A 21761-nucleotide genomic window follows, 5' to 3' on the forward strand; every position below is an offset into this window, starting at 1 on the left:
GGATATAATAATATTACCAGAAGCCCCCACACCTCTCATAGAAGTGTCAAATGGGGGCACATTTTTTCTAAAGAGGAGGAGTGCTTATTAAAAAACCGAAGACATATGATCAGCAGATAGCAATACTAAAGAACAAAAATATTGCTATTATAGATGATGTAAGCGCAAAGACATTTCTAAAGCAAGTTAACTACTATCGTTTTTCTGGATATTTTCTTCCATTTCAAATCAATGGACACGGTTCATTATTTCCCAATATTACATTTGAAAGACTTCAGGCAATATATGAATTTGATGAGCAATTACGAAATCTTATAGCCGGAGTAGTGGATGAAATAGAAGTTTATTTTCGCTCACAATTAGCATATTATCATGCACATAAGTATGGAGAGGAAGGATATATGGATGCTTGTAATTATAATAATAAACATGACCATATTGCCTTCACAAAAAGGATTAATTCTTGCATAAAAGAGAATGCAAGGACAACAGTTGTCCAGCATCATATGAAGAAATATAACGGACATTTTCCAATATGGGTAATTATTGAATTTTTCTCGTTTGGCACATTATCATATTTTTACAGGGGAATGAAAAATAATGATAAGGCAGCTATTGCGGCAAATCTTTATAGTATTAACTACCAAACACTTGACAGTTGGATGCGATGTCTCAATGATCTTAGAAATAAGTGTGCACATTATTCAAGACTGTATTACTGGATATTTCCGGCAATCCCCAAAATGCCGTCATCAGAGAAATATATTCCAACAAGGCGACTGTTTGCACAACTTTATATGTTAAAACTTATGTATCCAAATCATCAGAAGTGGAATGAAAACGTATGGAAACCACTTGTAAAACTTGTGAATAACTATAAAAAATATATATCAAATAAGCACTTGGATTTTCCATACAGATGGAAAGCAATGCTAAAATATAAATAATTGTCATACACATATAAAAGCGACAAAATATAGCGATAATATTACAGTAGTCATTTCTCCAAAGATATGCTAAAATAGCAGTTGCAGGCGCGTTTTGCGCAGACAACTGTTATTTTTAACGTTATCGTAATTATTCGGCATTCCTCGCAAATTTATGAAAATTGCCTTGGCTCTGAATAGTTACATATTATTTTAAATGAAGATGCCAACGGCATCAGTGAGGTAGATAGATATGACAAAAGTAATTGGTGTAAGATTTCGTACAGCGGGCAAGGTATATTTCTTCGATCCGTTGCAGCTTGAGATAAAGAGAGGCGACCACGTGATCGTGGAGACCGCCAGAGGCATAGAGTTCGGCACGGTCGTTGCGGGAGTGCATGAGGTGGAGGATGACAAGGTGATCCAGCCCCTGAAGCCTGTGATGCGGATCGCCGGAGAGAGAGATATCGAGCAGGAGGCTGCCAACAAAGAAAAAGAGAAGGAAGCCTTCAAGATCTGTAAAGAGAAGATATTAAAGCATGGTCTGGAAATGAAGCTGATCGATGCGGAGTATACGTTTGATAACAATAAGGTATTATTCTATTTTACGGCGGATGGACGTATCGACTTCCGCGAACTGGTAAAGGATCTGGCAAGTGTGTTCAAAACACGTATCGAGCTGCGCCAGATCGGTGTCAGGGATGAGACCAAGATACGCGGCGGTATCGGTATCTGTGGAAGGCCTCTGTGCTGCCACAGCTATCTGTCGGATTTCGTACCGGTATCCATCAAGATGGCGAAGGAGCAGAATCTGTCCCTGAATCCGACGAAGATCTCCGGAGTCTGCGGCAGACTGATGTGCTGTCTGAAAAATGAGGAAGACACTTACGAGGAACTGAACCGCAAGCTTCCCGGTGTGGGCGACTATGTCCAGACGGCGGACGGACTGCATGGAGAAGTACAGAGCGTCAACGTACTGCGTCAGCTGGTCAAGGTACTGGTAGAAGCCGGTGACGAGAAGGAACTGAAGGAGTACGAGGCAGACACGTTACAATTCAAGAGACGCCGCGGCAAAAAGAGCGGACAGGAACTGTCCAAGGAAGAACAGAAGGAACTCGAGAAGTTAGAGGAGATCGAGGAGAAGGAAGAAGCGGAAGAACGCGCAGAAAAACGTGCGGAGCAGCGTCAGGACCGCAGAGAGCAGAGAACTGACGGAGAGAATCGTGGTGACAACCGTGGAGAAAACCGCAGACGCGACGGACGCAGGGACGACAACCGCAGAAATAATAACCGCGGGGAAAATAACCGTAATGGCGAGCATCAGAACCGCAATGACAACCGCGGTGGTGACAATGGCAGCAGAAATGAGAACCGCAGGGACAATAATCGTGGTGACAGACGCCGCGAGAACCGTCCGGATCAGGTAAGGGAGAACGGCAATGAGCAGTCCCGTTCAGGCAGTCAGATACAACAGGAAGGCGGTAACAGTCAGGAAGGCGAGCGCAGATCCCAGCGGGACAATTCTTCCCGCAGAAGACCGAGACACGGCGGCAGAAGAGACGGGAATAACGGTAATAATGGTAACGGAAGAAAACCGGAGAATACGAATGAAGGTTGAACTGAAGGAAAAAGAGCGGATCGATGACCTTCAGCGGAACGGTTATCAGATCATACAGAATCCGGAGAAATTTTGTTTCGGTATGGATGCGGTGCTTCTGACAGGATTTGCCCATGCCAGAGAAAAGGATACGATGCTTGACCTTGGCACAGGCACCGGGATCATCCCGCTTCTGATGGAGGCAAAATACCACTGTTCTCATCTCACCGGACTGGAAATCCAGGAGGAGAGCGCAGATATGGCGAGACGCAGCGTGGCACTGAATGACCTGCAGGATCGCATTGACATCGTGACAGGAGACATCAAGGAAGCAGACCAGATTTTCCCGGCTGCTTCCTTTGACTGTATTACCTGCAATCCTCCGTATATGATCGGACAGCATGGATTGACGAACCCGGAGGAACCAAAAGCAATCGCCAGACACGAAGTGCTCTGCACGCTGGAGGATGTGGTCAGCAGGACAGCAAAACTGTTAAAGCCCGGCGGACATTTTTACATGGTACATCGCCCTTTTCGGCTGGCGGAGATCATGACCATGTTGGTAAAATACAAACTGGAGCCGAAACGGATGCAGCTGGTATATCCCTACATCGACAAGGAGCCCAATATGGTGCTCATCGAGGCGGTGCGAGGCGGCAAACCCCGCATGACGGTGGAGAAGCCGCTGATCGTATACCAGGCGCCGGGAGTATATATGCCGGAAATATATGATATGTATGGATATTAGATAGTTAAGATATTGTAACTATTCAGCACACCATCCACCGTATAATTATGTCAAATGTTCTTACGAATGCGAGCATTCGCCATACATAGTGACATGATATCATGGCTTTGAATAGTTATAGACTACTATGATTTGGAGAGGAGGCGGAGCTCATGCCCGGAACTTTATATTTGTGTGCAACGCCCATTGGCAATCTGGGTGATATGACACCGCGGGTGGTGGAGACCCTGCAGACGGTGGATGTGATCGCGGCGGAGGATACCCGTAACAGTATCAAGCTGCTGAATCATTTCGACATCCACACACCTATGACCAGTTACCACGAGTACAATAAAGTAGAAAAAGCGCACCAGCTGGTAGGACAGCTGCTGAATGGACAGAATATTGCACTGGTCACTGATGCCGGTACCCCGGCGATCTCCGATCCCGGTGAAGTACTGGTGCGGATGTGCCAGGAGCAGAGCGTTCCCGTCACTTCTCTGCCGGGTCCGGCAGCATGCATTACGGCGCTGACTTTGTCGGGACTCAGTACGAGAAGGTTTTGCTTTGAAGGATTTCTGCCTGCAGATAAAAAGGAAAAGAAAATGATCCTGGAGGAACTGAAGACCGAGAGCCGTACCATGATCCTCTATGAAGCTCCTCATCATCTGATCCGGACACTGGAGGAACTGTATGCGGCACTGGGGGAGCGGCGGATCACGTTGTGCCGTGAACTGACCAAGAAGTTCGAGACCGTATTCCCCACCACTTTGGAAAAGGCGTTGGATTACTACAAGACAGAGGAGCCCCGCGGGGAATATGTCCTGGTAGTGGAAGGGAAAAGTCCGGAAGAGAAACGACAGGAAGAGATCGCATCCTGGGAATCCATGAGCATTGAAGAACATATGGCTTATTACGAAGAGCAGGGCATGGATAATAAATCCGCCATGAAGCAGGTGGCAAAAGACAGGGGTGTCGGAAAACGGGAAATCTATCAGTACTTGCATGGCAACTCATGAAACAGTGAAAATACCATAATGAAACCGAAGCAAAACAGACAAAAGCATATGAGGATAATGTAGGATACATCCATGAAAGGCATATGCGGAGAGAGGGAAAATGACTAATTGTGACGCTTGTGTCAATTATGAATATGACGAAGACTATGAATGCTATTGCTGCATGGTGAATCTGGATGAAGATGAAATGTACCGCTTTTTATCCGGAACCCAGCAGGAATGTCCCTACTTTCGACTGGATGACGAATATGCGGTGGTAAGACACCAGATGTAAGGTAAAAATTCACGAAAGCAAGGTCAAAAAGTCTACTTAAATGGTAGAGAATGCTGATTGTGAAAGTAAAAACCGAGTAGTATAATACGAAGTTGCGTACTGAAAAATAGTACGCAACTTCTTTTGTTTGTGTGCAATATAATGATGATGCCAGGGTCAAAAGCCCCGACATCAAAGAAATGAAATACTAAAGTTAACAGGTAGGGTGACAATATCATGAAATATGTGAAACAATTTTCGATTATCCTGGGAATCTCCTTTTTGGCAGAGCTTCTGGAGATCCTGATCCCGTTTCCCATCGCAGCCAGCGTTTATGGTCTGGTGATCATGCTGGTGGGGCTGATCACGAAGCTGATCCCACTGGAAAAGGTGGAGACCGCAGCGGATTTCCTCGTGGATGCCATGTCCATTATGTTCGTACCCGCTACCGTGGGAATCATGGCAAGTGTGGATGCTTTAAAAGAGATGCTGCTTCCCATCTGCGTGATCACGGTGGTATCCACGGTACTGATCATGATTGTGACAGGCCGGGTATCCCAGCATATTATCCGGGGGCAGAAAAACAAAGGTGCCGCAGCCATGCAGACGGTCGGAACCAAAGCTGCCGCAGATGATAAGGAGGACAGATAAATGAATGAAATATTGAGTCAGTCCATATTTTTCGGCATTGCCATTACACTGGTCACCTACGAGATCGGTCTGTGGATCAAGCAAAAGACCGGAAAAGCCATTGCCAATCCCTTACTGATCTCCGTAATCCTGATCGTGGCAGTATTGTTATTGTTCCATATAGATTATGAGACCTATGCAAACGGTGCGCAATATATCAGTATTTTCCTGACTCCGGCAACGGTCAGCCTGGCAGTGCCTCTGTATCGTCAGCTGGAGCTGTTAAAGACTTATCCCAAGGCCATTTTCGGCGGAATCATCGCCGGCGTGCTGACTGCCATGGTGAGCGTTTTTGCTTTAAGCATGATGTTCGGTCTGAATCATGAGCAGTATGTAACGCTTCTGCCGAAGTCCATTACCACGGCTATCGGTATGGGGATTTCTGAAAAAATGGGTGGGATCGTGACCATTACCGTAGTTGTCATCATTGTCACCGGAATCTTAGGTAATATTCTGGCAGATACGATTTGCCGCCTGTGTAAGATCGAGGATCCTATTGCCAAAGGTCTTGCCATCGGTACCAGTGCTCATGCGCTGGGAACTGCAAAAGCCATGGAACTGGGTGAGATCGAAGGCGCCATGAGCAGTCTGTCCATCGTGGTCTGTGGTATTTTGACCGTGATTTCGGTATCTATATTTGCCAATTTTATTTAATGATACCAGGGTAAAAGGTCTAAAGCCGCATGAGCTTGCTCATGGCTGGTTGAAAGACCTTGGGACCCGTCCCCAATATGAGCATAAAAGAGGGATGATAATCCCACGATATGCGAATAGTGGGGAGAATTGTGGAAGTGCATAGCACGGAACAATTCTTAGGTATCATATTTATTGAATATAAAAAAATATCCTGCGCATACTAACCTCGCAAATAAGAAAAAGGAGGTTAACAGCATGAGTGATATTTCAGAATTAGATCTGCAGAATCTGCGCCATCTGATCGGCGGTTTTGACACGACCCACTGCAAAATGCAGGAGTACGCCAAGGAAGCGGAGGACCCGAAGGTAAAACAGTTTTTTGAAAAGGGTGCTCGCAGCGCGATGGAGAACAAACAGCAGCTTATGAAGTTTTTGCAGTAAGGAGGCAGCAGAATGCAGGAAAAGACAATGGTAGCAGATACTCTGGCCGGAATCAACGGCGAGCTGACCCGTTATGCGGGAATGATCGCCCAGTCGGAGAATAAGGAGTTAAAACAGACACTGAAGCAGTTCCGTACGGCCTGTGAGCAGTCCCAGGAGGAACTGTACCAGATCGCCAGAGAGAAGTCTTATTATGTGCCGGCGGAGAAAGCCACCGCAGAAGAAGTGGCACATGTGAGAAGCCTGTTCGCACAGGGAACTCTGTAGATCCGAAGGTAATAAATATAACTTATAAATGTAGTTTAGAGTAAACCTCCCGGAGAATTTATTCCCGGGAGGTTTATTTTAGTGCACCTGATAAGAAGCGTTGAATCTGGCAGGGAGCACTGCCCGCAAGGCTCATTTTGCATGTGACATCCCGTCGGGAGCAACGTGCAAAGGTGACCTGTGCCGCATAGGACATACCGCTGCCCGCATATAGTGAAACGAAGGAATAGCAGGCGGTTTATGAGATGCTTAACTATATCTGGGCAGGAATGATCCTGTTAGGTGTGATCTATGGTGTCTGTACCGGGCAGATGAGCGCACTGACGGGAGGCGCGTTAGACAGTGCCAGAGAGGCCGTGAGCCTCTGCATCACCATGGCGGGGGTCATGGCATTGTGGATGGGACTGATGGAGATCGCGCAGGAGTCTGGAATGATCGCGAAAATGACAAAAGGGATTCGCCCCTTTCTGAAATTCATGTTCCCCAGGCTCCCGGAGGATCACCCGGCAGGGGAATACATAACCACGAATCTCATTGCCAATGTCCTGGGGCTTGGCTGGGCCTGCACGCCGGCTGGATTAAAGGCCATGGAGCAGCTGGCGGAGCTGGAGAAACAGAGGGCAGAACAGCGACGGATAGAGCAGCAGAGGATGCAGCCTGTGAACAGGCAGTTACGACCAGTGACAGGGCAGGGGACGGAGAAGGGACGACGGGGATCGGAGGATCGGCGGTATGGAGCAGAGGCCACGGCAGCCAGCAACGAAATGTGCACCTTCCTGATTCTGAATATTTCATCCTTACAGCTGATCCCGGTCAATATGATCGCCTATCGCAGCCAGTACGGCAGCGCCAATCCGGCGGTGATCATTGCTCCGGCGCTGGTGGCCACACTGTTCAGTACGATCATTGCCATCATTTACTGTAAATGGAAGGACAGGTGAGGATCATGATGAACACATTGACACACATGTCAGATATTATGATTCCCATGGTGATTTTCTGGATCGTGGGTTATGGGATGGTCTCGGGGGTGAAGGTCTATGAGACTTTTTTGAAAGGGGCCAAAGAGGGCCTGCGCATCGTTGTGGAGATCCTTCCGACACTGGTAGGATTGATGATGGCAGTGGGGATTCTCAGGACCTCCGGCTTTTTTGACCTGCTGGGGCATCTGATCGGACCTGCCACACAGGCGGTGGGACTTCCGGCACAGCTGATACCGCTCCTTATTGTGAAAATGTTCTCTTCCTCTGCGGCAACCGGGCTGGTACTGGATATTTTTAAGACCTGTGGGCCGGATTCTTATGCCGGGATGCTGACTTCGATCCTCATGAGCTGTACTGAGACTATTTTTTACACCATGAGCGTGTATTTTCTGGCAGCAAAAGTAACAAAAACCCGCTACACGCTGCCGGGGGCATTGCTGGCAACGTTAGCGGGAACAGTGGCAAGTATTTTCCTTGCGGGAAAAATGTGATGATAATCCCACGATAGGCGAATATTGGGTAGAATTGTGAGAGTGCGCAGCACGGAACAATTCGTGGGCATCATATAACTAAATCAACTGCAAGCTTCGCAAAATAAACAAGAACACCGTCAGGGTAACGGAACTTAAAAACGTGGTGGCAACGACCACGCTGGAAGTCAAAGTTCCTTCGTGGTTCATGTTTTTTGCCATGATATAGCAGCTGACAGTGGTGGGAGAGCCCAGCATAATGAGGATCGCTACCAGTTTTTCTCCGGTGAAACCGAAATGCACGGCCAATGGCAGGAATAGAGCGGGCCATATTACCAGCTTTAACACGGTTGCCACTCCGGTGGGGGCTAAAAGCTTTAAGGCTTTTTTACCCTCGAATCCGGCACCGAGGCCGATCAGGGCCAGAGGGGTAGCCAGTACGGCAATATTGCTGATGGTCTTGGAAATGATCACGGGATAATGGATCCGGCAGGCGCTGGACAGCATGCCCAGAGCGATACTGATAATGATCGGATTCGTGATGATCCCTTTTAGGGATTTCAGCAGGGATTCCTTATCGAAGCCCTTCGCATCCGGTCCGGTGAAGGACAGGATCAGCACGGCAGCGATATTGTACAGGGGAACCGTACCCACGATCATCAAGGGAGCCATGCCGGAGTTCCCGTAGATGTTCTGTATAAAGGCGATACCCAGGACAGCGGCACTGCTTCGATAGCTTGCCTGGACAAGCTCTCCCAGGCGGGATTTGTTCTTATAAAAAATGCCTGCCACGACCCAGGTGATGACGATGCAGAACAGGGTCACGAAGAAGCAGAACAGCACGTAACCGGTATCCCATACACTGTAAAAATCTGCAGTGGACATGTCCTTGAACAAAAGTACGGGCAGGGTGATTTTATAATTGAATGAATTCAGGGTTTTGACAAAAGAGTCGTTGGTAACATGCAGCTGCTGTAAAACATAACCGATCACCATGACCAGGAATACGGGGATCGTTGCATTGAGACTGAATAATAGTTGTTCCATGGGAATTTGTATGCCTTTCTGTTATCAGAAGCGGAATATAGGAAGCGAAAAGCCCCTCTCCTTTTGCAAGTATAGAAAAGGAGAGGGGCTTTGTCAAGTTACGGGCTTGTGATGTTTTATTTTACAGCGTTGATTTTGTAGATAAATTTCACACTGCTGTCCATACCGTTATTGTCTCCGGTGAAGGAGTTGTAATTTTCGGATACGGAAGAGGTAGCTTTCATACGATCGATCACTTCCTGGAGTTCATCGGTATCCATATCAGTCAGTTTGCTGATGGCTTCGTCATTGTATTCGATCATGCCGTCCTTTAATTCCTTGGAACCATCCTTCAGCTGACTGATACCATCGATCAGCTTATCGCTTCCATCGGAAAGCTCGTTTACGCCGTTAGCCAGTTTGCCGCTGCCAGAGGCCAGATCTCTGGCACCTTCTACTAAAGTATCAGCACCATCATACAGCTCTTTACTTCCGTCTGCCAGTTTGTCAGCGCCATCCTTTAACTGGGAAGCACCGGCAACGACCTGGGCGGAACCGTCAGCCAGTTTGGAAGCACCGGCACTTGCGGATGCTACACCGGCGGTGTAAGTCTGGAGACCGGTGTAGAACTGATTATAGCCATCCAGAGAAGCTTTCAAGGCAGCAATGCTGCCGGCAGCTTGTGAAAGACTTGTGGCTTTATCCTGAATGGTTTTCAAATTTGCCTGAAGTGCGGCATCACCTGAGGATACGCTCTGGGATGCCTGAATCATACCCTGATATTTTTCAATCGTCAGTCCGGTCTGCTGTAGGACATATCCCAGAGCAACGTCAGCATCCGAGAGAGGCTCCATTTGCTGATACAGAGCATTTAATATGGTCGCATAATTAGATATTGTCAATTCTTCCGGAAGCGTGAGACCGGCAGCCGTTAACTGGGAAGCTGCAGTTTTCAACAAAGTATCGAATACCTGGCCGGCAGCGCCGTTCAAAGAATCATTCTGTGCAGTCAGCTGACCGAGACCATTCTTCAGATCATTAGTACCGGACTGCAGACTCTGTGTACCTGCTAACAGGGTCTTGGTGCCCTCCTGCAGTGTACCGATGCCGCTCCGCAGAGAACCGACACCGCCTCTTAAAGTGACAGTACCGTCAGCTACTTTGTAAGCGCCATCCCGGAGGTCGTTGGAACCATCGGACAGTTCTTTTACACCATCCTGCAAGTCACCGGATTTGTCATAAAGCTCTGTGACACCATCATAAAGAGCGGAAGTCCCGTCCAACAGTTTGTTGGTAGCATCCTTCAGATCATCCATTGCCTCTGTCAGGTCATCGAGATCATCCACATTACTGAAATCCAGACGGGAGAAGACGGAATTGGTGGCGATGCAGTAGGATTCATTCATGGTGAAATCCGTTGCATCGGCCTCAATCTCCAGATAATCGTCGAAATCCTCTTCTATATCCAGGTTCGTACCCAGTCCGGGGAAGACGATACCGGTGACAACGCTGTGGCTGCCGTCGTTGATGACCTTACCTGAGGACACCTTAATATTGCTGAAATTGTCATTATCCAGGATCATACCGGTCATTACCGCAAAAGGAACATAAATCTTTTCCTCTTTTCCGGCAATCTCACGGGTCTCATATAATTCGTTCGTGTAATCATAGCGGATCACTACATGACCGCTCTGGCCGTTCAGGTCTGATGGGGAGATCTCCTTGCCGTCCAACGTATAAGTAACTTTCAGGGAAATGGGAGCATCCTTATCGGGATTGCTCTGGGTGTAGGAATCTTTTTCACCCTGATTCTTCAGCCAGTCGCTGACGTAGATCTTCTGCTGGGTTCCGTCTGCATTCAGGATCACATAGACGGTCTCATCAATGGAGGCTGCGGAGGTATCTTCGGATTTCCAGATGTCATCTACGGCATCCCGGATCTGCTCCTTGACCTCGGTCTCTTTCTTTTCGGAAGTTTTTGCATATACGGAGACACCGGTAACACTTAAGGCTACCACACCGGCGAGGCACAGAGCCCCGGTTCTCCAGGCTTGTTTTTTCAAATTGATCATAATCTTATGCCGTCCTTTCTTTCAATGTATTGGAGGGTTCTGCATTCTTGTTCCGGAAGCCGATGCTGGTGACACAGATCATCTTGTCGAACAGCATGAACATGGCCGGCAGGAACAGGATAACAGCAAACATACTTACAATAGCGCCTCTTGCCATCAGATCACAGAGGGAACTGATAATGTCCACGTCGGAATACAGGGCAACACCGAAGGTGGCGGAGAACAGTCCCATGGCGCTGACGATAATGGAAGGAATGGATACCTTCAGGGCGTTGGTGACAGCTTCACGTTTGTCCCTGCCTTCGTAGCGTTCCTGCTTGTATCTTGTGGTCATCAGAATAGCGTAGTCCACAGTAGCACCCAGCTGAATCGTACTGATACAGATCGGGGCAATGAAAGGAAGTGACGTTCCTGTCAGGTGAGCAAGGCCCAGATTGATGAAGATGGACAACTCGATAACAGCTACCAGGATCAGCGGCAGGGTAATACTTTTTTCTACCAGAGCAATGATCACGAAGATCGCTACGATAGAGACGGTATTTACAACTTTGAAGTCCTCGTCGGTGGTCTCGATCAGATCCTTGGTACAGGGAGCTTCACCGATCAGCATGCCCTTGGAATCGTATTTTTTCAAAATAGTATTCAGCTCATTGATCTGGGCATTTACCTCATCGGTAGCGGTCTTATATTCGGAGTTCACCAGAAGGAGTTCCCAGTCATCACTCTTTAATACTTCTTTTACGGATTCCGGAAGCATTTCCTCTGGTACCAGAGGGCCGACTACGGATTCCAGACCCAGAGCATATTTGATACCCTCGACGTTTTCCATCTCGTGGATCATGGCACGTACGTCAGTGTCAGATACATCGGTGCTTACCAGTACCATATGGGTGGCACCTACACCGAAGTCTTCCTGCAATTTGCTGTTGGCTACCACGTAGGCCATATCTTCGGGAAGGGTTTCACCGAGATCGTAATACACTTCATTGTTGGTTGCCTTATAAGACAGATAAGAAGGAAGTATCAGCCCCAGGAACAGGATCAGGAATACCGGGAATACTTTGGTGATACCTGAAGCAACTTTTCCCATATCCGGCAGCAGGGATTTGTGACTGGTCTTCTGTAATAACTTATCCAGTACCAGGATCATGGAAGGAAGCGTTGTGACACAACCGATGACACCCAGGATGACACCCTTGGCCATGACAATACCAAGATCCAGACCTAAGGTATAGCTCATAAAGCACAGAGCGATAAATCCGGCTACCGTGGTGATGGAACTTCCGACCACGGAGGTCAGAGTGTTGTTGATGGCTACAGCCATGGCTTCCTTGTTATCCTCATACATACTCTTCTGTTCTTCGTAGCTGTGCCAGAGGAAAATAGAGTAGTCCATGGTTACAGCCAGCTGCAGGACAGCGGACAGTGCTTTGGTCAGGTAAGAGATCTCTCCGAGGAAATAGTTGGTACCCATATTTAAGAGGATTGCCATACCGATACTCATCAGGAAAACAAACGGTGTGATCCAGTTGTCCATGAAGATCATCATGGCTACGCAGGCCAGTGCAACGGCAATACCGACATAGATCGGTTCCTCTTTTTCGCACAGATCCTTCAGGTCGGTGACCATGGCGGACATACCGGAGACAAAACACTGCTTGCCGGCAATGCTGCGGATCGCTGTGATCGCCTCCATAGTATCGTCGGAGGAGGTGGAGGTATCGAAGAAGATCGCTAGCATGGTGCTGTCACCGGAATTGAAAGCGTCATATAGTTTGGAAGGAAGTATTTCCATGGGAACGGAAACATCTGCGAAATCGTCATACCAAAGAACGGTGTCCACATGATCTACATGGGAAATATCTTCCCGGAGGGAGGAGACATCCTCGGGATCCATTCCCTCGATAATAACGAAGGAAAAGGCTCCTTTTCCAAATTCATCCATCAGAATATCCTGACCCACTACCGTGTCAATATCACCGGGCAGGTAAGTCAGCATATCGTAATTGATCCGCGTCATGATCATACCAATCAGGGAAGGGACCAGTAGTGCAACTGCCAGTATCAGAATAGGAATACGGCATTTTACGACCCATTTACCAAATTTCATAAAACAGGGCTCCTTTCGTTGTCGATTCTTTCTCAATTGGTATTGTATGCAAGGAATCCAGTCTTGAAAACGGACAAAAAAAGGCAATGCACAAAAATTGCGCATTGCTCTTAAATAATCCAAAATATGTGCAAACATGGACAAATGTCCAAATTAACGGGCCACACGGGTCAGGGCTGCTTCGATATTTCCGTGGAAAATCTCGCCGACACGCCGGATCAGTCCCTCCGGATCTTTCTTCATTCCGGTGTTCAGCCAGTCTAAAATCATGCCAACCAGGGCAAATTTGTAAAAATCTACCACCATTTTCTGATCTTCGGGAAATACTTTTTTATGAGCCGCATGTTCCACCTGTTCCGTGATCCTGGATACATACAGCCGCATGACCTCTCCGGCGATACTGTAAAGGTAGCGCTCCACCCGTTCTCTGCTGACGGAATTGTAAATATGGTAGACCAGACGCTTATTCTCCAGAGCGAACCGGGCAGCGGAGATAAAGCCGTCCTCCCAGGAGTCCATATCCAGATGCTGTGACAGTACCCGCTCCACATCTGCATTCAGAATGTGTTCCAACAGAGCGGTGATATCCTGAAAATGATAGTAAAAAGTGTTACGGCTGATACCGCAGTCATCCACGATGTCTTTTATAGTGATCTTATCCAGCGGCCGTTCATTCAGCAGCCGGATAAAGGATTCTTCGATAGCCTTGCTTGTAAACTGTGTCATGGGTTCCTCCAACCTGATGATCCGTACACTTTATCCTATCACAAAAACGTTAATTTGTCATTAAAAGCAGGTCTTCCAGTGAGGAAAAATCAGAAGTTCCCTGTTCCAGATAAAAGGTGTGGAATCTAAGGTCGGAGTAAGCATCTTTCCAGTGGCTTCTGGCGGTGTCCTGCAGCTGCAGAATTTCCAGATAACCGATGTAATATTTCGGATAATTACAGGGCTCTTCTGCGATATAGGTGTAGATTGCTTCGCAGGTCCCGGGAGAATCAATACCGAATTTCCCAAGAACCTCTGCCACCTGATCGTATCCGGCACCCTCTCCGTGGATCAGGAGATCCAACAGAGTGTACATGCACAACTGCAAGCTGCGGGTATGCTTCTCCAGCCGGGCCGACTGTGCGGCATCCGACTGTCCGGCCTGTTCCAACAGAGTGGCCGCATAATCATAGGAAAGAAATTCCACATACAGTGCCCAGCCTTCGAGATAACCGCCGTACCAGATGAGTTTTCTGGCAGGATCCGTGTGCATGTTGGAAAAGATGCGGTTGCTGTACACGGTCTGGTAGAGATGACCCGGGAACCCTTCATGAGCCAGTGTGGTATAGAGCTCCAGTCCCTGAGGGGAGTTCCGGCGGTTTATATATATGACATTATTGTCGGAATCTCCCAGAGGCGTGGTTAGGTAAAAGGCCGGTGCGCTATAGGGTTCCAGACTGGGGACCACATCTTTGACAGTGACGGTGGGAACGGGACTGCTGACAGGAAAGTCATTTTTCATACGAGCCTGTAGATCCGAGAGCATTTCTTCCGGTTCTGCCAGAGGGAAAACCGCCGTATTTTCTTCAGAAAGCAGTGTAATCAGGGAAGGGGACTGGGAAGCCAGATTGCGGATTGCGGATTGCTCTTTCTGAAATTGCACAAGCAGCATCTGCACCAGTTCTTTTTCGGAACGGGAGGAACCGGTCTCGGAAAACAGCAGATGGAGATAGTAGGTCTTTCCGTCCGGCAGCAGGGCGAGCCCTTTCGGGAGCCCATTGTGGGCACTGTTGTTTTTGCCCGAAGCAGCATTGGTAGTTGTTTCGGATGCAGTGGAATCGGCATTGGTGGAAGTCTCCAGAGAGTGCAGCCCTTCGGACAGGGCGGCATAGGCGGGCTGCACCACCGTGGCAAGCAGGCGGTCGTTGGTCTCAATCAGAGAGGCAGTCTCCTCCGGTGTAAAAAGTCCCTGCTTCGGTAGCTCTGACAGGCGGTCTTCAAAAGTAGTCTGTAAAAAATGGGTTCCCTGTGCCAGTTCTTCGATTGTGACAATGGTGTCACATTGCTTCCGGACCTTTTCTGAGGAGCAGGCAGGCATAAAGAAGCCTGCGGCAGCTTTTTCCTGCTCGTAGAGAAGCAGGGAGGCAAAATAGTCATCTATCTGATCCAGGAGAGCCAGGTAATCCGTGACATCCCGTTTTGTGCGGAAGGTGTATTCCGCCAGCAGAACGGGAAGCTGGGACTGCATTCCGGAGGAAGGTGACAGAGGCTCATTGTAATAAGGAAAATCTGCCAGAGCCAGATCATTTTCCAGAGAGCGATGCAATAACCGGTAAGTATAGGCATTTTCCGGGGAAAGTCTGTCAGGGCCTATACGGTCAAGCCGGTGCAACAAGTCGGAACAGTGTTCTTTGCTGTCTTCCGGCTGGTAGGAGTGGTAGATCGGAAGCACAGGTTCATATTCGGAGATGCCAAAGGTCTTTGGATCGGCAATGGTGTAGTGCATATTCAGGGTACTGCCAGTCATTTCCTCCTGAAAAAGTTGGGAGGTGAACTGCTCAAAACGTCTATCCGGGGAGGTATGGGAAGCTACAAGGGTCAGAGCACCGGTGAGGGCGCAGAGAAGACTAATACATACGAGTAGTTGAGGGAAGGAGAGAGGGGGACGTTTACGCACGATGATTACCTGATGAAAAAGAGTGTTGGTAAGAGTATATGTGAATACTCCACGGGATAGACTTACTGCAAGGTTGTACACAAAACAACTATATACAAATGTACCTAAAACAGGTAAAAGATGTATTGACTTTGTACGGTGGTCTGATTATACTGAAAGTGATTATGGAGACAAAATATCAAAATCTCATTAATTACATACAGGAACAGATATCAGACGGACAACTAGGTCCGGGAGAGAAAGTTCCCTCGGAGAATCAGCTGTCGGAACAGTTCCATATCAGCAGGCAGACGGTGCGGAAAGCTATCGGCACGCTGGAGGAGGACGGGCTGGTGCAGAGGATCCGTGGCAGTGGCACTTATGTGAGCTTTGACCGCCAGAAGAATCTGGAACAGCGCAACAGCATCGCCGTGGTGACTACCTACGTGGACAGCTACATTTTCCCCAGAATTTTACAGGGAATGCAGAATACTTTATTTGAAAGCGGGTTTTCTGTCCAGATCTATTTCACAAACAACACGCTGGACCGGGAGAAAAGTATTCTGAAGGATCTGTTGAAACGGGACGATGTGGCCGGAGTGATCGTGGAGGGGACAAAGAGCGGATTGCCGAATCCGAACCTGGATCTGTACCGGCACCTGATGGCCAGAAAGATACCGCTTCTGTTTTTCAATACCTATTATCCCGAGCTGGAGGCACCGCATGTATCGTTAAATGATGCGGAGGCGGCCTACAAGGCCGTAAGATATCTGATTGACAAGGGGCATCAGAAGATCGGGGCAATCCTGAAGCTGGATGACGGTCAGGGCAGACAGCGTTATCTGGGATATCTGAAGGCCATGGAAGAGGCCGGGCTCACTGTGACGGATTCCCGGATGGTGTGGATCGACACGGACGAATCGAAGCAACTTGGTTACTGCCGGGACAGAATCCTGAATCGGGTCGAGGAATGCACCGCCCTTCTGGCATACAATGATCAGATTGCTTTTCAGTTGATTCGGATGTTGACAGAACGCAATATCCGGGTACCGGAAGATGTGTCAGTCATCAGCATCGACGATTCGGATCTGGCGAGACACAGCGAGGTGCCCATCACTTCCCTGCCGCACCCCAAGGAGAATCTGGGGAAAAAAGCAGCGGAGACATTGTTACAGATGATCGCGGGCAGGAAAAAGGACCTGACTTACGAATTTGACACCCGTGTCGTAGAGCGGGAATCTGTTGCGGAATGCACTGAAAACGGAAATAAAAAATGAGATAAATAAAGAAGTGAAAAGGAGAGAACACAATGAACGAAGCAGTAAAAGAAGCGATCAGAACAGGAAAAACAGCCCTCGGTATTGAGTTTGGTTCCACCAGAATCAAAGCGGTACTGGTAGATGAGAGCCACGCACCCATCGCCATGGGAACCTACGACTGGGAGAACCGTCTGGAGAACAACATCTGGACCTACAGCCTGGAAGATATCTGGAAAGGCCTGCAGGGATGCTACAAGAGCCTGACAGACGATGTAGAGGCAAAATACGGTGAGAAGCTGACCACCCTGGGCTCGCTGGGATTCAGCGGAATGATGCACGGCTATATGCCGTTCAATGCAGCCGGAGAACTTCTGGTGCCTTTCCGTACCTGGAGAAATACACAGACATCCGAAGCCTGCAAGAAGCTGATCCCGGTATTTAATTTCAACATTCCCCAGCGATGGAGCATTGCACATCTGTATCAGGCTATTTTGAGCGGAGAAGATCATGTGAAGGATATCGCATTCTTCACCACACTGGCAGGATACATTCACTGGAAGCTGTCCGGAGAAAAGGTGCTGGGCATCGGTGAGGCAGCAGGTATGTTCCCCATTGATTCCACCATTATGGATTTTGATCAGAAGATGCTGGATCAGTTCGATGGCTTACACAATTTTGACTGGAAGATCCGTGACATTCTGCCGAAGGTACTGGTAGCCGGAGAGCCTGCCGGTGTTCTGACCGCGGAAGGTGCAAAATTACTGGATTCCACCGGAACCTTACAGCCCGGCGCACCCATGTGCCCTCCCGAAGGTGATGCGGGAACCGGCATGGTAGCCACCAACAGTGTGGCAGTCCGCACCGGTAATGTCTCTGCCGGAACCTCCATTTTCGCTATGGTGGTACTGGAGAAGGCTATGGAAAAAGTACACGAAGAGATCGATATGGTCACCACTCCCGACGGTATGCCGGTAGCTATGGTACACTGCAACAACTGTACCTCCGATCTGAATGCCTGGGTAAATCTTCTGGGCGAATGTGCAGAGAGCTTTGGCGTAAAAGTAGATAAGAATGAACTGTACGGCGTGCTGTACCGCAAGGCACTGGAAGGTGCTGCGGACTGCGGCGGCGTGACAGCATACAATTATTTCTCAGGAGAGCCCATCACCGGACTGGATGCAGGGCGTCCCATGGTGGTAAGAACTCCCGATGCGGATTTCTCACTGGCAAACTTCATGCGTTCCCATCTGTACAGCGCAGTTGCTACCCTGAAGATTGGCATGGACATTCTGTTAAAAGAAGAGCATGTGGCCGTGGATTCCCTGATGGGCCATGGCGGCTTCTTCAAGACTCCCGTGGTGGGACAGCGTGTCATGGCAGCAGGCATGAACGCACCGATCACCGTTATGGATACAGCCAGTGAAGGCGGTGCCTGGGGTATTGCTATTCTGGCAGCTTTCATGAAGGAGAAAAAAGACGGCGAGACTCTTTCTTCCTATCTGAATGACAAGATCTTCGCAGGACAGACAGGAACCACACTGAACCCGGATGTCGAGGATGTGAAGGGATTTGATGCTTTCCTGGAAGAGTACAAGAAACTGCTTCCCGCAGAAAAGGCAGCCGTTGCGGCAAAATAATTTTTCAGATGCAATTTGAGCCTGCATAGTGTACGGAAGTACACGATACCTATGTGTCGGAAAGTTGGCAGGCTGTGGAAAGGAATGAGATTAAGTATATGTTAGAGGAATTAAAACAGAAAGTATATGAAGCAAATATGGATCTGCCCCGGTATGGTCTGGTGACTTTCACCTGGGGAAATGTCAGCGCCATTGACAGAGAGAGTGGACTGTTCGTGATCAAACCCAGTGGTGTGGATTATGACAAGCTGACACCGGAGATGATGGTAGTCATGGATCTGAACGGCAATAAGGTGGAAGGGGATCTGAATCCCTCTTCCGACACGGCAACTCATCTGGAGTTGTACAAGGCGTTCCCGGAGATCGGCGGTATCGTGCATACCCATTCTTCCTATGCTACCAGTTGGGCACAGGCGGGAAGAGACATTCCCTGCTACGGAACCACCCAGGCAGATTACATCTACGGACCGGTTCCCTGCGTGCGCTGCCTGACGAAGGAAGAGATCGAGGATGCTTACGAGGAAAATACCGGACATCTGATCGTCAATGAGTTCAAGCGTCTGGGCAAGGATCCCAAGGCAGTTCCCGCTGTGCTGTGCAAGAATCATGGACCGTTTGCCTGGGGCAAGGATGCCAAAGAGGCTGTCCACAATGCCGTAGTATTGGAAGAAGTGGCCAAAATGGCATACCGTGCCGAGACCATCAACCCCAGAATCCAGCCGGCACCTCAGGAGCTGCAGGATAAGCATTACCTTCGCAAACATGGCAAAAACGCGTATTATGGTCAAACAACTTTGAAATAGAATTCGGCTTATAGTGCGTGGACGCTTGCGTACAAAGCACTATATGACAAATTCTATTAGCAAAGCGCCCCTCCATGAAATGAATTTTCGAACGAAGTGAAAAAATTTATGAATGACAGGGCAAAGCTGTTTGATAGAAGACAACAATATTTTACGGTAGAAGAGCAATTCTTTTACTAGACTAGCATTCGGAAGTATGCTAGTATAACAACGTAAATCGCAACAGACAAGCCAATATGGCGGAATGGAGGAGACAATGAAGAATTTAGAACTGCAAAAGCGTGCCAATGATGTCCGCAAGGGCATTGTGACCGCAGTTCATGGTGCGAAAGCGGGACATCCCGGTGGATCCCTGTCAGCCGCAGATATTTTTACATTTTTATATTTTGAGGAGATGAACATTGACCCGCAGAATCCCGATATGGAGGAGCGTGACAGATTCGTACTGTCCAAGGGTCATACAGCTCCCGGACTCTATTCCGCACTGGCTTACAGAGGATATTTCCCGGTAGAGGATCTGCCTACTCTGCGTCACCTGGGTTCCTATCTGCAGGGTCATCCCTGCATCCATATCCCCGGCGTGGATATGTCTTCCGGATCCCTGGGACAGGGCATTTCCGCAGCAGTAGGTATGGCACTGGGTGCAAAGATGGAGAATCGTGATTTCCGTGTATACACACTGCTGGGTGACGGTGAGATCGAGGAAGGCCAGGTATGGGAGGCAGCCATGTTCGCAGGCTTCCGTAAGCTGGACAACCTCTGTGTTATGGTAGATAACAATAATCTGCAGATCGATGGACCTATCGACCAGGTATGCTCTCCTTATCCTATCGATAAGAAGTTCGAGGCATTCAATTTCCATGTCATCAATGCAGATGCTCATGATTTTGATGCGATCCGTGCAGCATTCAAGGAAGCAAGAGAGACCAAGGGCATGCCCACCTGTATCGTATTCCATAGCCTGAAGGGTAAGGGCGTTTCCTTCATGGAGAACAGTGTGGACTGGCACGGCAAGGCTCCCAACGATGAGGAGTATGCAGTGGCAATGGCAGACCTTGATAAGATCGAAAAAGAATTAGAGAAAGCAGGTGAGCAGTAATGGCAGAGAATACCGTGAAAAAAATCGCAACCAGAGAAAGCTATGGTAACTCCCTGAAGGAGCTGGCAGAAGAATTCCCCAATCTGGTCGTATTGGATGCCGACCTGGCAGCAGCTACCAAGACCGGAATCTTCCGTAAGGCATATCCCGACCGCCACATCGACTGCGGTATCGCAGAGTCCAACATGATGGGTGTGGCTGCAGGACTGTCTCTGGTAGGTAAGATTCCCTTCGTAAGCTCTTTTGCAATGTTCGCAGCAGGACGTGCTTTTGAACAGGTACGTAACTCTATCGGTTACCCTCATCTGAATGTCAAGATCGGTGCGACCCATGCAGGTATCACCGTAGGTGAGGACGGCGCTACCCACCAGTGTAACGAGGATATTGCTCTGATGCGTACCATTCCCGGCATGGTAGTAATGTGCCCTTCCGATGATGTGGAAGCAAGAGCCGCTGTCCGTGCCGCTCTGGAATATGAAGGACCTGTATATATTCGTTTCGGACGTGCTGCAGTACCCGTGATCAATGATCATCCTGGTTATCATTTCGAGATCGGTAAGGGAACCATAGTCCGTGAAGGTAAGGATGTCACCATCGTAGCCACTGGTATCTGCGTAGATTCCGCTCTGGGTGCAGCAAAGATGCTGGAAGAGGAAGGCATCAGTGCAGAGGTTGTAAATATCTGTACCATCAAGCCTCTGGACGAGGAGATCATCATTAACAGCGCCAAGAAGACCGGCAAGGTAGTGACCGTGGAAGAGCATTCCGTGATTGGTGGACTGGGAAGCGCTGTCTGCGACTGTCTGTGCGCAAATCATCCCGTGCCTGTGAAGAAGGTCGGCATGCAGGATGTCTTCGGTGAGTCCGGTTCCGCTGCTGCTCTGGTAGAGAAGTACGGTCTGGATGCCAAGGGCGTTTACAAGTCTGTCAAAGAATTTCTGTAAGAGAATATAAGATATCAAGAGGAAGCCGCCAGTTATGTGAAAACAGAGACTGGCGGCTTCTTTTAGGTCATGGTATCATGAACTCGAAATAATAAATGAAAAAGAAGACAATATTGTAAAGAAGTCGATAATCAGGTAAAAGAAGTCGAAAATTAGGTATC

The 21761-nt window shown here is 48.5% G+C and carries 20 protein-coding genes and 1 pseudogene; 16 read left to right on the forward strand and 5 right to left on the reverse strand.

The window, feature by feature from the left end:
• Window positions 1-80 precede the first annotated feature (80 nt).
• The 11 genes and pseudogenes from ACLTOH_RS05235 to ACLTOH_RS05285 all read left to right on the forward strand — a co-directional run bounded on the left by ACLTOH_RS05235 (window position 81) and on the right by ACLTOH_RS05285 (window position 8030).
• Entirely contained in the window at window positions 81-947 is an 867-nt protein-coding gene (locus ACLTOH_RS05235) for an Abi family protein (protein WP_227064701.1), read from the forward strand.
• A gap of 232 nt (window positions 948-1179) precedes the next feature.
• Window positions 1180-2085, forward strand: a pseudogene (locus ACLTOH_RS05240) (stage 0 sporulation family protein); the annotation flags it as partial.
• 448 nt (window positions 2086-2533) lie between these two features.
• Entirely contained in the window at window positions 2534-3271 is a 738-nt protein-coding gene (locus tag ACLTOH_RS05245) for a tRNA1(Val) (adenine(37)-N6)-methyltransferase (protein WP_412223539.1), read from the forward strand.
• A gap of 152 nt (window positions 3272-3423) precedes the next feature.
• The gene (rsmI, locus tag ACLTOH_RS05250; protein WP_337414152.1) at window positions 3424-4269 is read left to right on the forward strand and encodes a 16S rRNA (cytidine(1402)-2'-O)-methyltransferase; all 846 of its coding nucleotides are present in this window, start codon (window positions 3424-3426) and stop codon (window positions 4267-4269) included.
• A 100-nt stretch (window positions 4270-4369) separates the two neighbouring features.
• The gene (locus ACLTOH_RS05255) at window positions 4370-4543 is read left to right on the forward strand and encodes a DUF6472 family protein (protein WP_022312743.1); all 174 of its coding nucleotides are present in this window, start codon (window positions 4370-4372) and stop codon (window positions 4541-4543) included.
• Between the two features lie 216 nt (window positions 4544-4759).
• Window positions 4760-5173, forward strand: coding sequence for a CidA/LrgA family protein (locus tag ACLTOH_RS05260; RefSeq protein ID WP_022312742.1), 414 nt, complete (start codon window positions 4760-4762; stop codon window positions 5171-5173).
• Window positions 5174-5866 (forward strand): LrgB family protein, encoded by a 693-nt coding sequence (locus ACLTOH_RS05265; protein WP_022312741.1) that lies wholly within the window; start codon window positions 5174-5176, stop codon window positions 5864-5866.
• Window positions 5867-6103: 237 nt separating this feature from the next.
• Complete coding sequence (locus ACLTOH_RS05270) at window positions 6104-6289, forward strand: hypothetical protein (protein WP_022312740.1); 186 nt, start codon at window positions 6104-6106, stop codon at window positions 6287-6289.
• A 12-nt stretch (window positions 6290-6301) separates the two neighbouring features.
• Window positions 6302-6556, forward strand: coding sequence for a spore coat protein (locus ACLTOH_RS05275; protein ID WP_337414156.1), 255 nt, complete (start codon window positions 6302-6304; stop codon window positions 6554-6556).
• Window positions 6557-6801: 245 nt separating this feature from the next.
• Window positions 6802-7497, forward strand: a complete 696-nt coding sequence (locus ACLTOH_RS05280; RefSeq protein WP_412200840.1) for a nucleoside recognition protein — start codon at window positions 6802-6804, stop codon at window positions 7495-7497.
• 8 nt (window positions 7498-7505) lie between these two features.
• Window positions 7506-8030: a spore maturation protein gene (locus ACLTOH_RS05285; protein ID WP_117466076.1), complete on the forward strand. Its 525-nt coding sequence runs from the start codon at window positions 7506-7508 to the stop codon at window positions 8028-8030.
• A gap of 78 nt (window positions 8031-8108) precedes the next feature.
• On the opposite strand, the gene ACLTOH_RS05290 is transcribed toward ACLTOH_RS05285, so the two are convergent.
• The 5 genes from ACLTOH_RS05290 to ACLTOH_RS05310 all read right to left on the reverse strand — a co-directional run bounded on the left by ACLTOH_RS05290 (window position 8109) and on the right by ACLTOH_RS05310 (window position 15729).
• Window positions 8109-9056 carry an AEC family transporter gene (locus tag ACLTOH_RS05290; protein WP_412223541.1) on the reverse strand — a complete coding sequence of 316 codons (948 nt, stop codon included), beginning with the start codon at window positions 9054-9056 and terminating at the stop codon, window positions 8109-8111.
• Window positions 9057-9172: 116 nt separating this feature from the next.
• Entirely contained in the window at window positions 9173-11107 is a 1935-nt protein-coding gene (locus ACLTOH_RS05295) for a hypothetical protein (RefSeq protein ID WP_412223543.1), read from the reverse strand.
• A gap of 4 nt (window positions 11108-11111) precedes the next feature.
• The gene (locus ACLTOH_RS05300; protein WP_412223545.1) at window positions 11112-13217 is read right to left on the reverse strand and encodes an efflux RND transporter permease subunit; all 2106 of its coding nucleotides are present in this window, start codon (window positions 13215-13217) and stop codon (window positions 11112-11114) included.
• Window positions 13218-13370: 153 nt separating this feature from the next.
• On the reverse strand, window positions 13371-13943 hold the full coding sequence (locus ACLTOH_RS05305; protein WP_022312734.1) for a TetR/AcrR family transcriptional regulator: 573 nt from the start codon (window positions 13941-13943) through the stop codon (window positions 13371-13373).
• Window positions 13944-13992: 49 nt separating this feature from the next.
• Window positions 13993-15729, reverse strand: coding sequence for a DUF885 domain-containing protein (locus ACLTOH_RS05310; RefSeq protein WP_412223546.1), 1737 nt, complete (start codon window positions 15727-15729; stop codon window positions 13993-13995).
• Window positions 15730-16043: 314 nt separating this feature from the next.
• On the opposite strand from ACLTOH_RS05310, the gene ACLTOH_RS05315 reads away from it, so the two are divergent.
• The 5 genes from ACLTOH_RS05315 (at window position 16044) to ACLTOH_RS05335 (ending at window position 21600) form a co-directional block, all read left to right on the forward strand.
• Window positions 16044-17135, forward strand: a complete 1092-nt coding sequence (locus tag ACLTOH_RS05315) for a GntR family transcriptional regulator (protein ID WP_412223547.1) — start codon at window positions 16044-16046, stop codon at window positions 17133-17135.
• 32 nt (window positions 17136-17167) lie between these two features.
• Window positions 17168-18754: a xylulokinase gene (locus ACLTOH_RS05320; RefSeq protein ID WP_262594645.1), complete on the forward strand. Its 1587-nt coding sequence runs from the start codon at window positions 17168-17170 to the stop codon at window positions 18752-18754.
• Between the two features lie 98 nt (window positions 18755-18852).
• Complete coding sequence (locus tag ACLTOH_RS05325) at window positions 18853-19557, forward strand: L-ribulose-5-phosphate 4-epimerase (RefSeq protein WP_227061876.1); 705 nt, start codon at window positions 18853-18855, stop codon at window positions 19555-19557.
• Between the two features lie 256 nt (window positions 19558-19813).
• The gene (locus ACLTOH_RS05330) at window positions 19814-20656 is read left to right on the forward strand and encodes a transketolase (RefSeq protein ID WP_022312729.1); all 843 of its coding nucleotides are present in this window, start codon (window positions 19814-19816) and stop codon (window positions 20654-20656) included.
• Complete coding sequence (locus tag ACLTOH_RS05335) at window positions 20656-21600, forward strand: transketolase family protein (RefSeq protein ID WP_117466035.1); 945 nt, start codon at window positions 20656-20658, stop codon at window positions 21598-21600. The genes ACLTOH_RS05330 and ACLTOH_RS05335 overlap by 1 nt, the downstream gene beginning before the upstream one ends.
• Window positions 21601-21761: the final 161 nt, after the last annotated feature.

Origin of the sequence: Waltera sp. (assembly GCF_046969025.1) — a bacterium.
Classification (GTDB): domain Bacteria; phylum Bacillota; class Clostridia; order Lachnospirales; family Lachnospiraceae; genus Acetatifactor; species Acetatifactor acetigignens.

Bases quoted from the DNA above. Each gene is read 5' to 3' on its own strand.
- ACLTOH_RS05245 (WP_412223539.1), top strand. From the start codon at position 2,534: ATGAAGGTTGAACTGAAGGAAAAAGAGCGGATCGATGACCTTCAGCGG.
- rsmI (WP_337414152.1), top strand. From the start codon at position 3,424: ATGCCCGGAACTTTATATTTGTGTGCAACGCCCATTGGCAATCTGGGT.
- ACLTOH_RS05255 (WP_022312743.1), top strand. From the start codon at position 4,370: ATGACTAATTGTGACGCTTGTGTCAATTATGAATATGACGAAGACTAT.
- ACLTOH_RS05260 (WP_022312742.1), top strand. From the start codon at position 4,760: ATGAAATATGTGAAACAATTTTCGATTATCCTGGGAATCTCCTTTTTG.
- ACLTOH_RS05265 (WP_022312741.1), top strand. From the start codon at position 5,174: ATGAATGAAATATTGAGTCAGTCCATATTTTTCGGCATTGCCATTACA.
- ACLTOH_RS05270 (WP_022312740.1), top strand. From the start codon at position 6,104: ATGAGTGATATTTCAGAATTAGATCTGCAGAATCTGCGCCATCTGATC.
- ACLTOH_RS05275 (WP_337414156.1), top strand. From the start codon at position 6,302: ATGCAGGAAAAGACAATGGTAGCAGATACTCTGGCCGGAATCAACGGC.
- ACLTOH_RS05280 (WP_412200840.1), top strand. From the start codon at position 6,802: ATGCTTAACTATATCTGGGCAGGAATGATCCTGTTAGGTGTGATCTAT.
- ACLTOH_RS05285 (WP_117466076.1), top strand. From the start codon at position 7,506: ATGAACACATTGACACACATGTCAGATATTATGATTCCCATGGTGATT.
- ACLTOH_RS05290 (WP_412223541.1), bottom strand. From the start codon at position 9,056: ATGGAACAACTATTATTCAGTCTCAATGCAACGATCCCCGTATTCCTG.
- ACLTOH_RS05295 (WP_412223543.1), bottom strand. From the start codon at position 11,107: ATGATCAATTTGAAAAAACAAGCCTGGAGAACCGGGGCTCTGTGCCTC.
- ACLTOH_RS05300 (WP_412223545.1), bottom strand. From the start codon at position 13,217: ATGAAATTTGGTAAATGGGTCGTAAAATGCCGTATTCCTATTCTGATA.
- ACLTOH_RS05305 (WP_022312734.1), bottom strand. From the start codon at position 13,943: ATGACACAGTTTACAAGCAAGGCTATCGAAGAATCCTTTATCCGGCTG.
- ACLTOH_RS05310 (WP_412223546.1), bottom strand. From the start codon at position 15,729: ATGACTGGCAGTACCCTGAATATGCACTACACCATTGCCGATCCAAAG.
- ACLTOH_RS05315 (WP_412223547.1), top strand. From the start codon at position 16,044: ATGGAGACAAAATATCAAAATCTCATTAATTACATACAGGAACAGATA.
- ACLTOH_RS05320 (WP_262594645.1), top strand. From the start codon at position 17,168: ATGAACGAAGCAGTAAAAGAAGCGATCAGAACAGGAAAAACAGCCCTC.
- ACLTOH_RS05325 (WP_227061876.1), top strand. From the start codon at position 18,853: ATGTTAGAGGAATTAAAACAGAAAGTATATGAAGCAAATATGGATCTG.
- ACLTOH_RS05330 (WP_022312729.1), top strand. From the start codon at position 19,814: ATGAAGAATTTAGAACTGCAAAAGCGTGCCAATGATGTCCGCAAGGGC.
- ACLTOH_RS05335 (WP_117466035.1), top strand. From the start codon at position 20,656: ATGGCAGAGAATACCGTGAAAAAAATCGCAACCAGAGAAAGCTATGGT.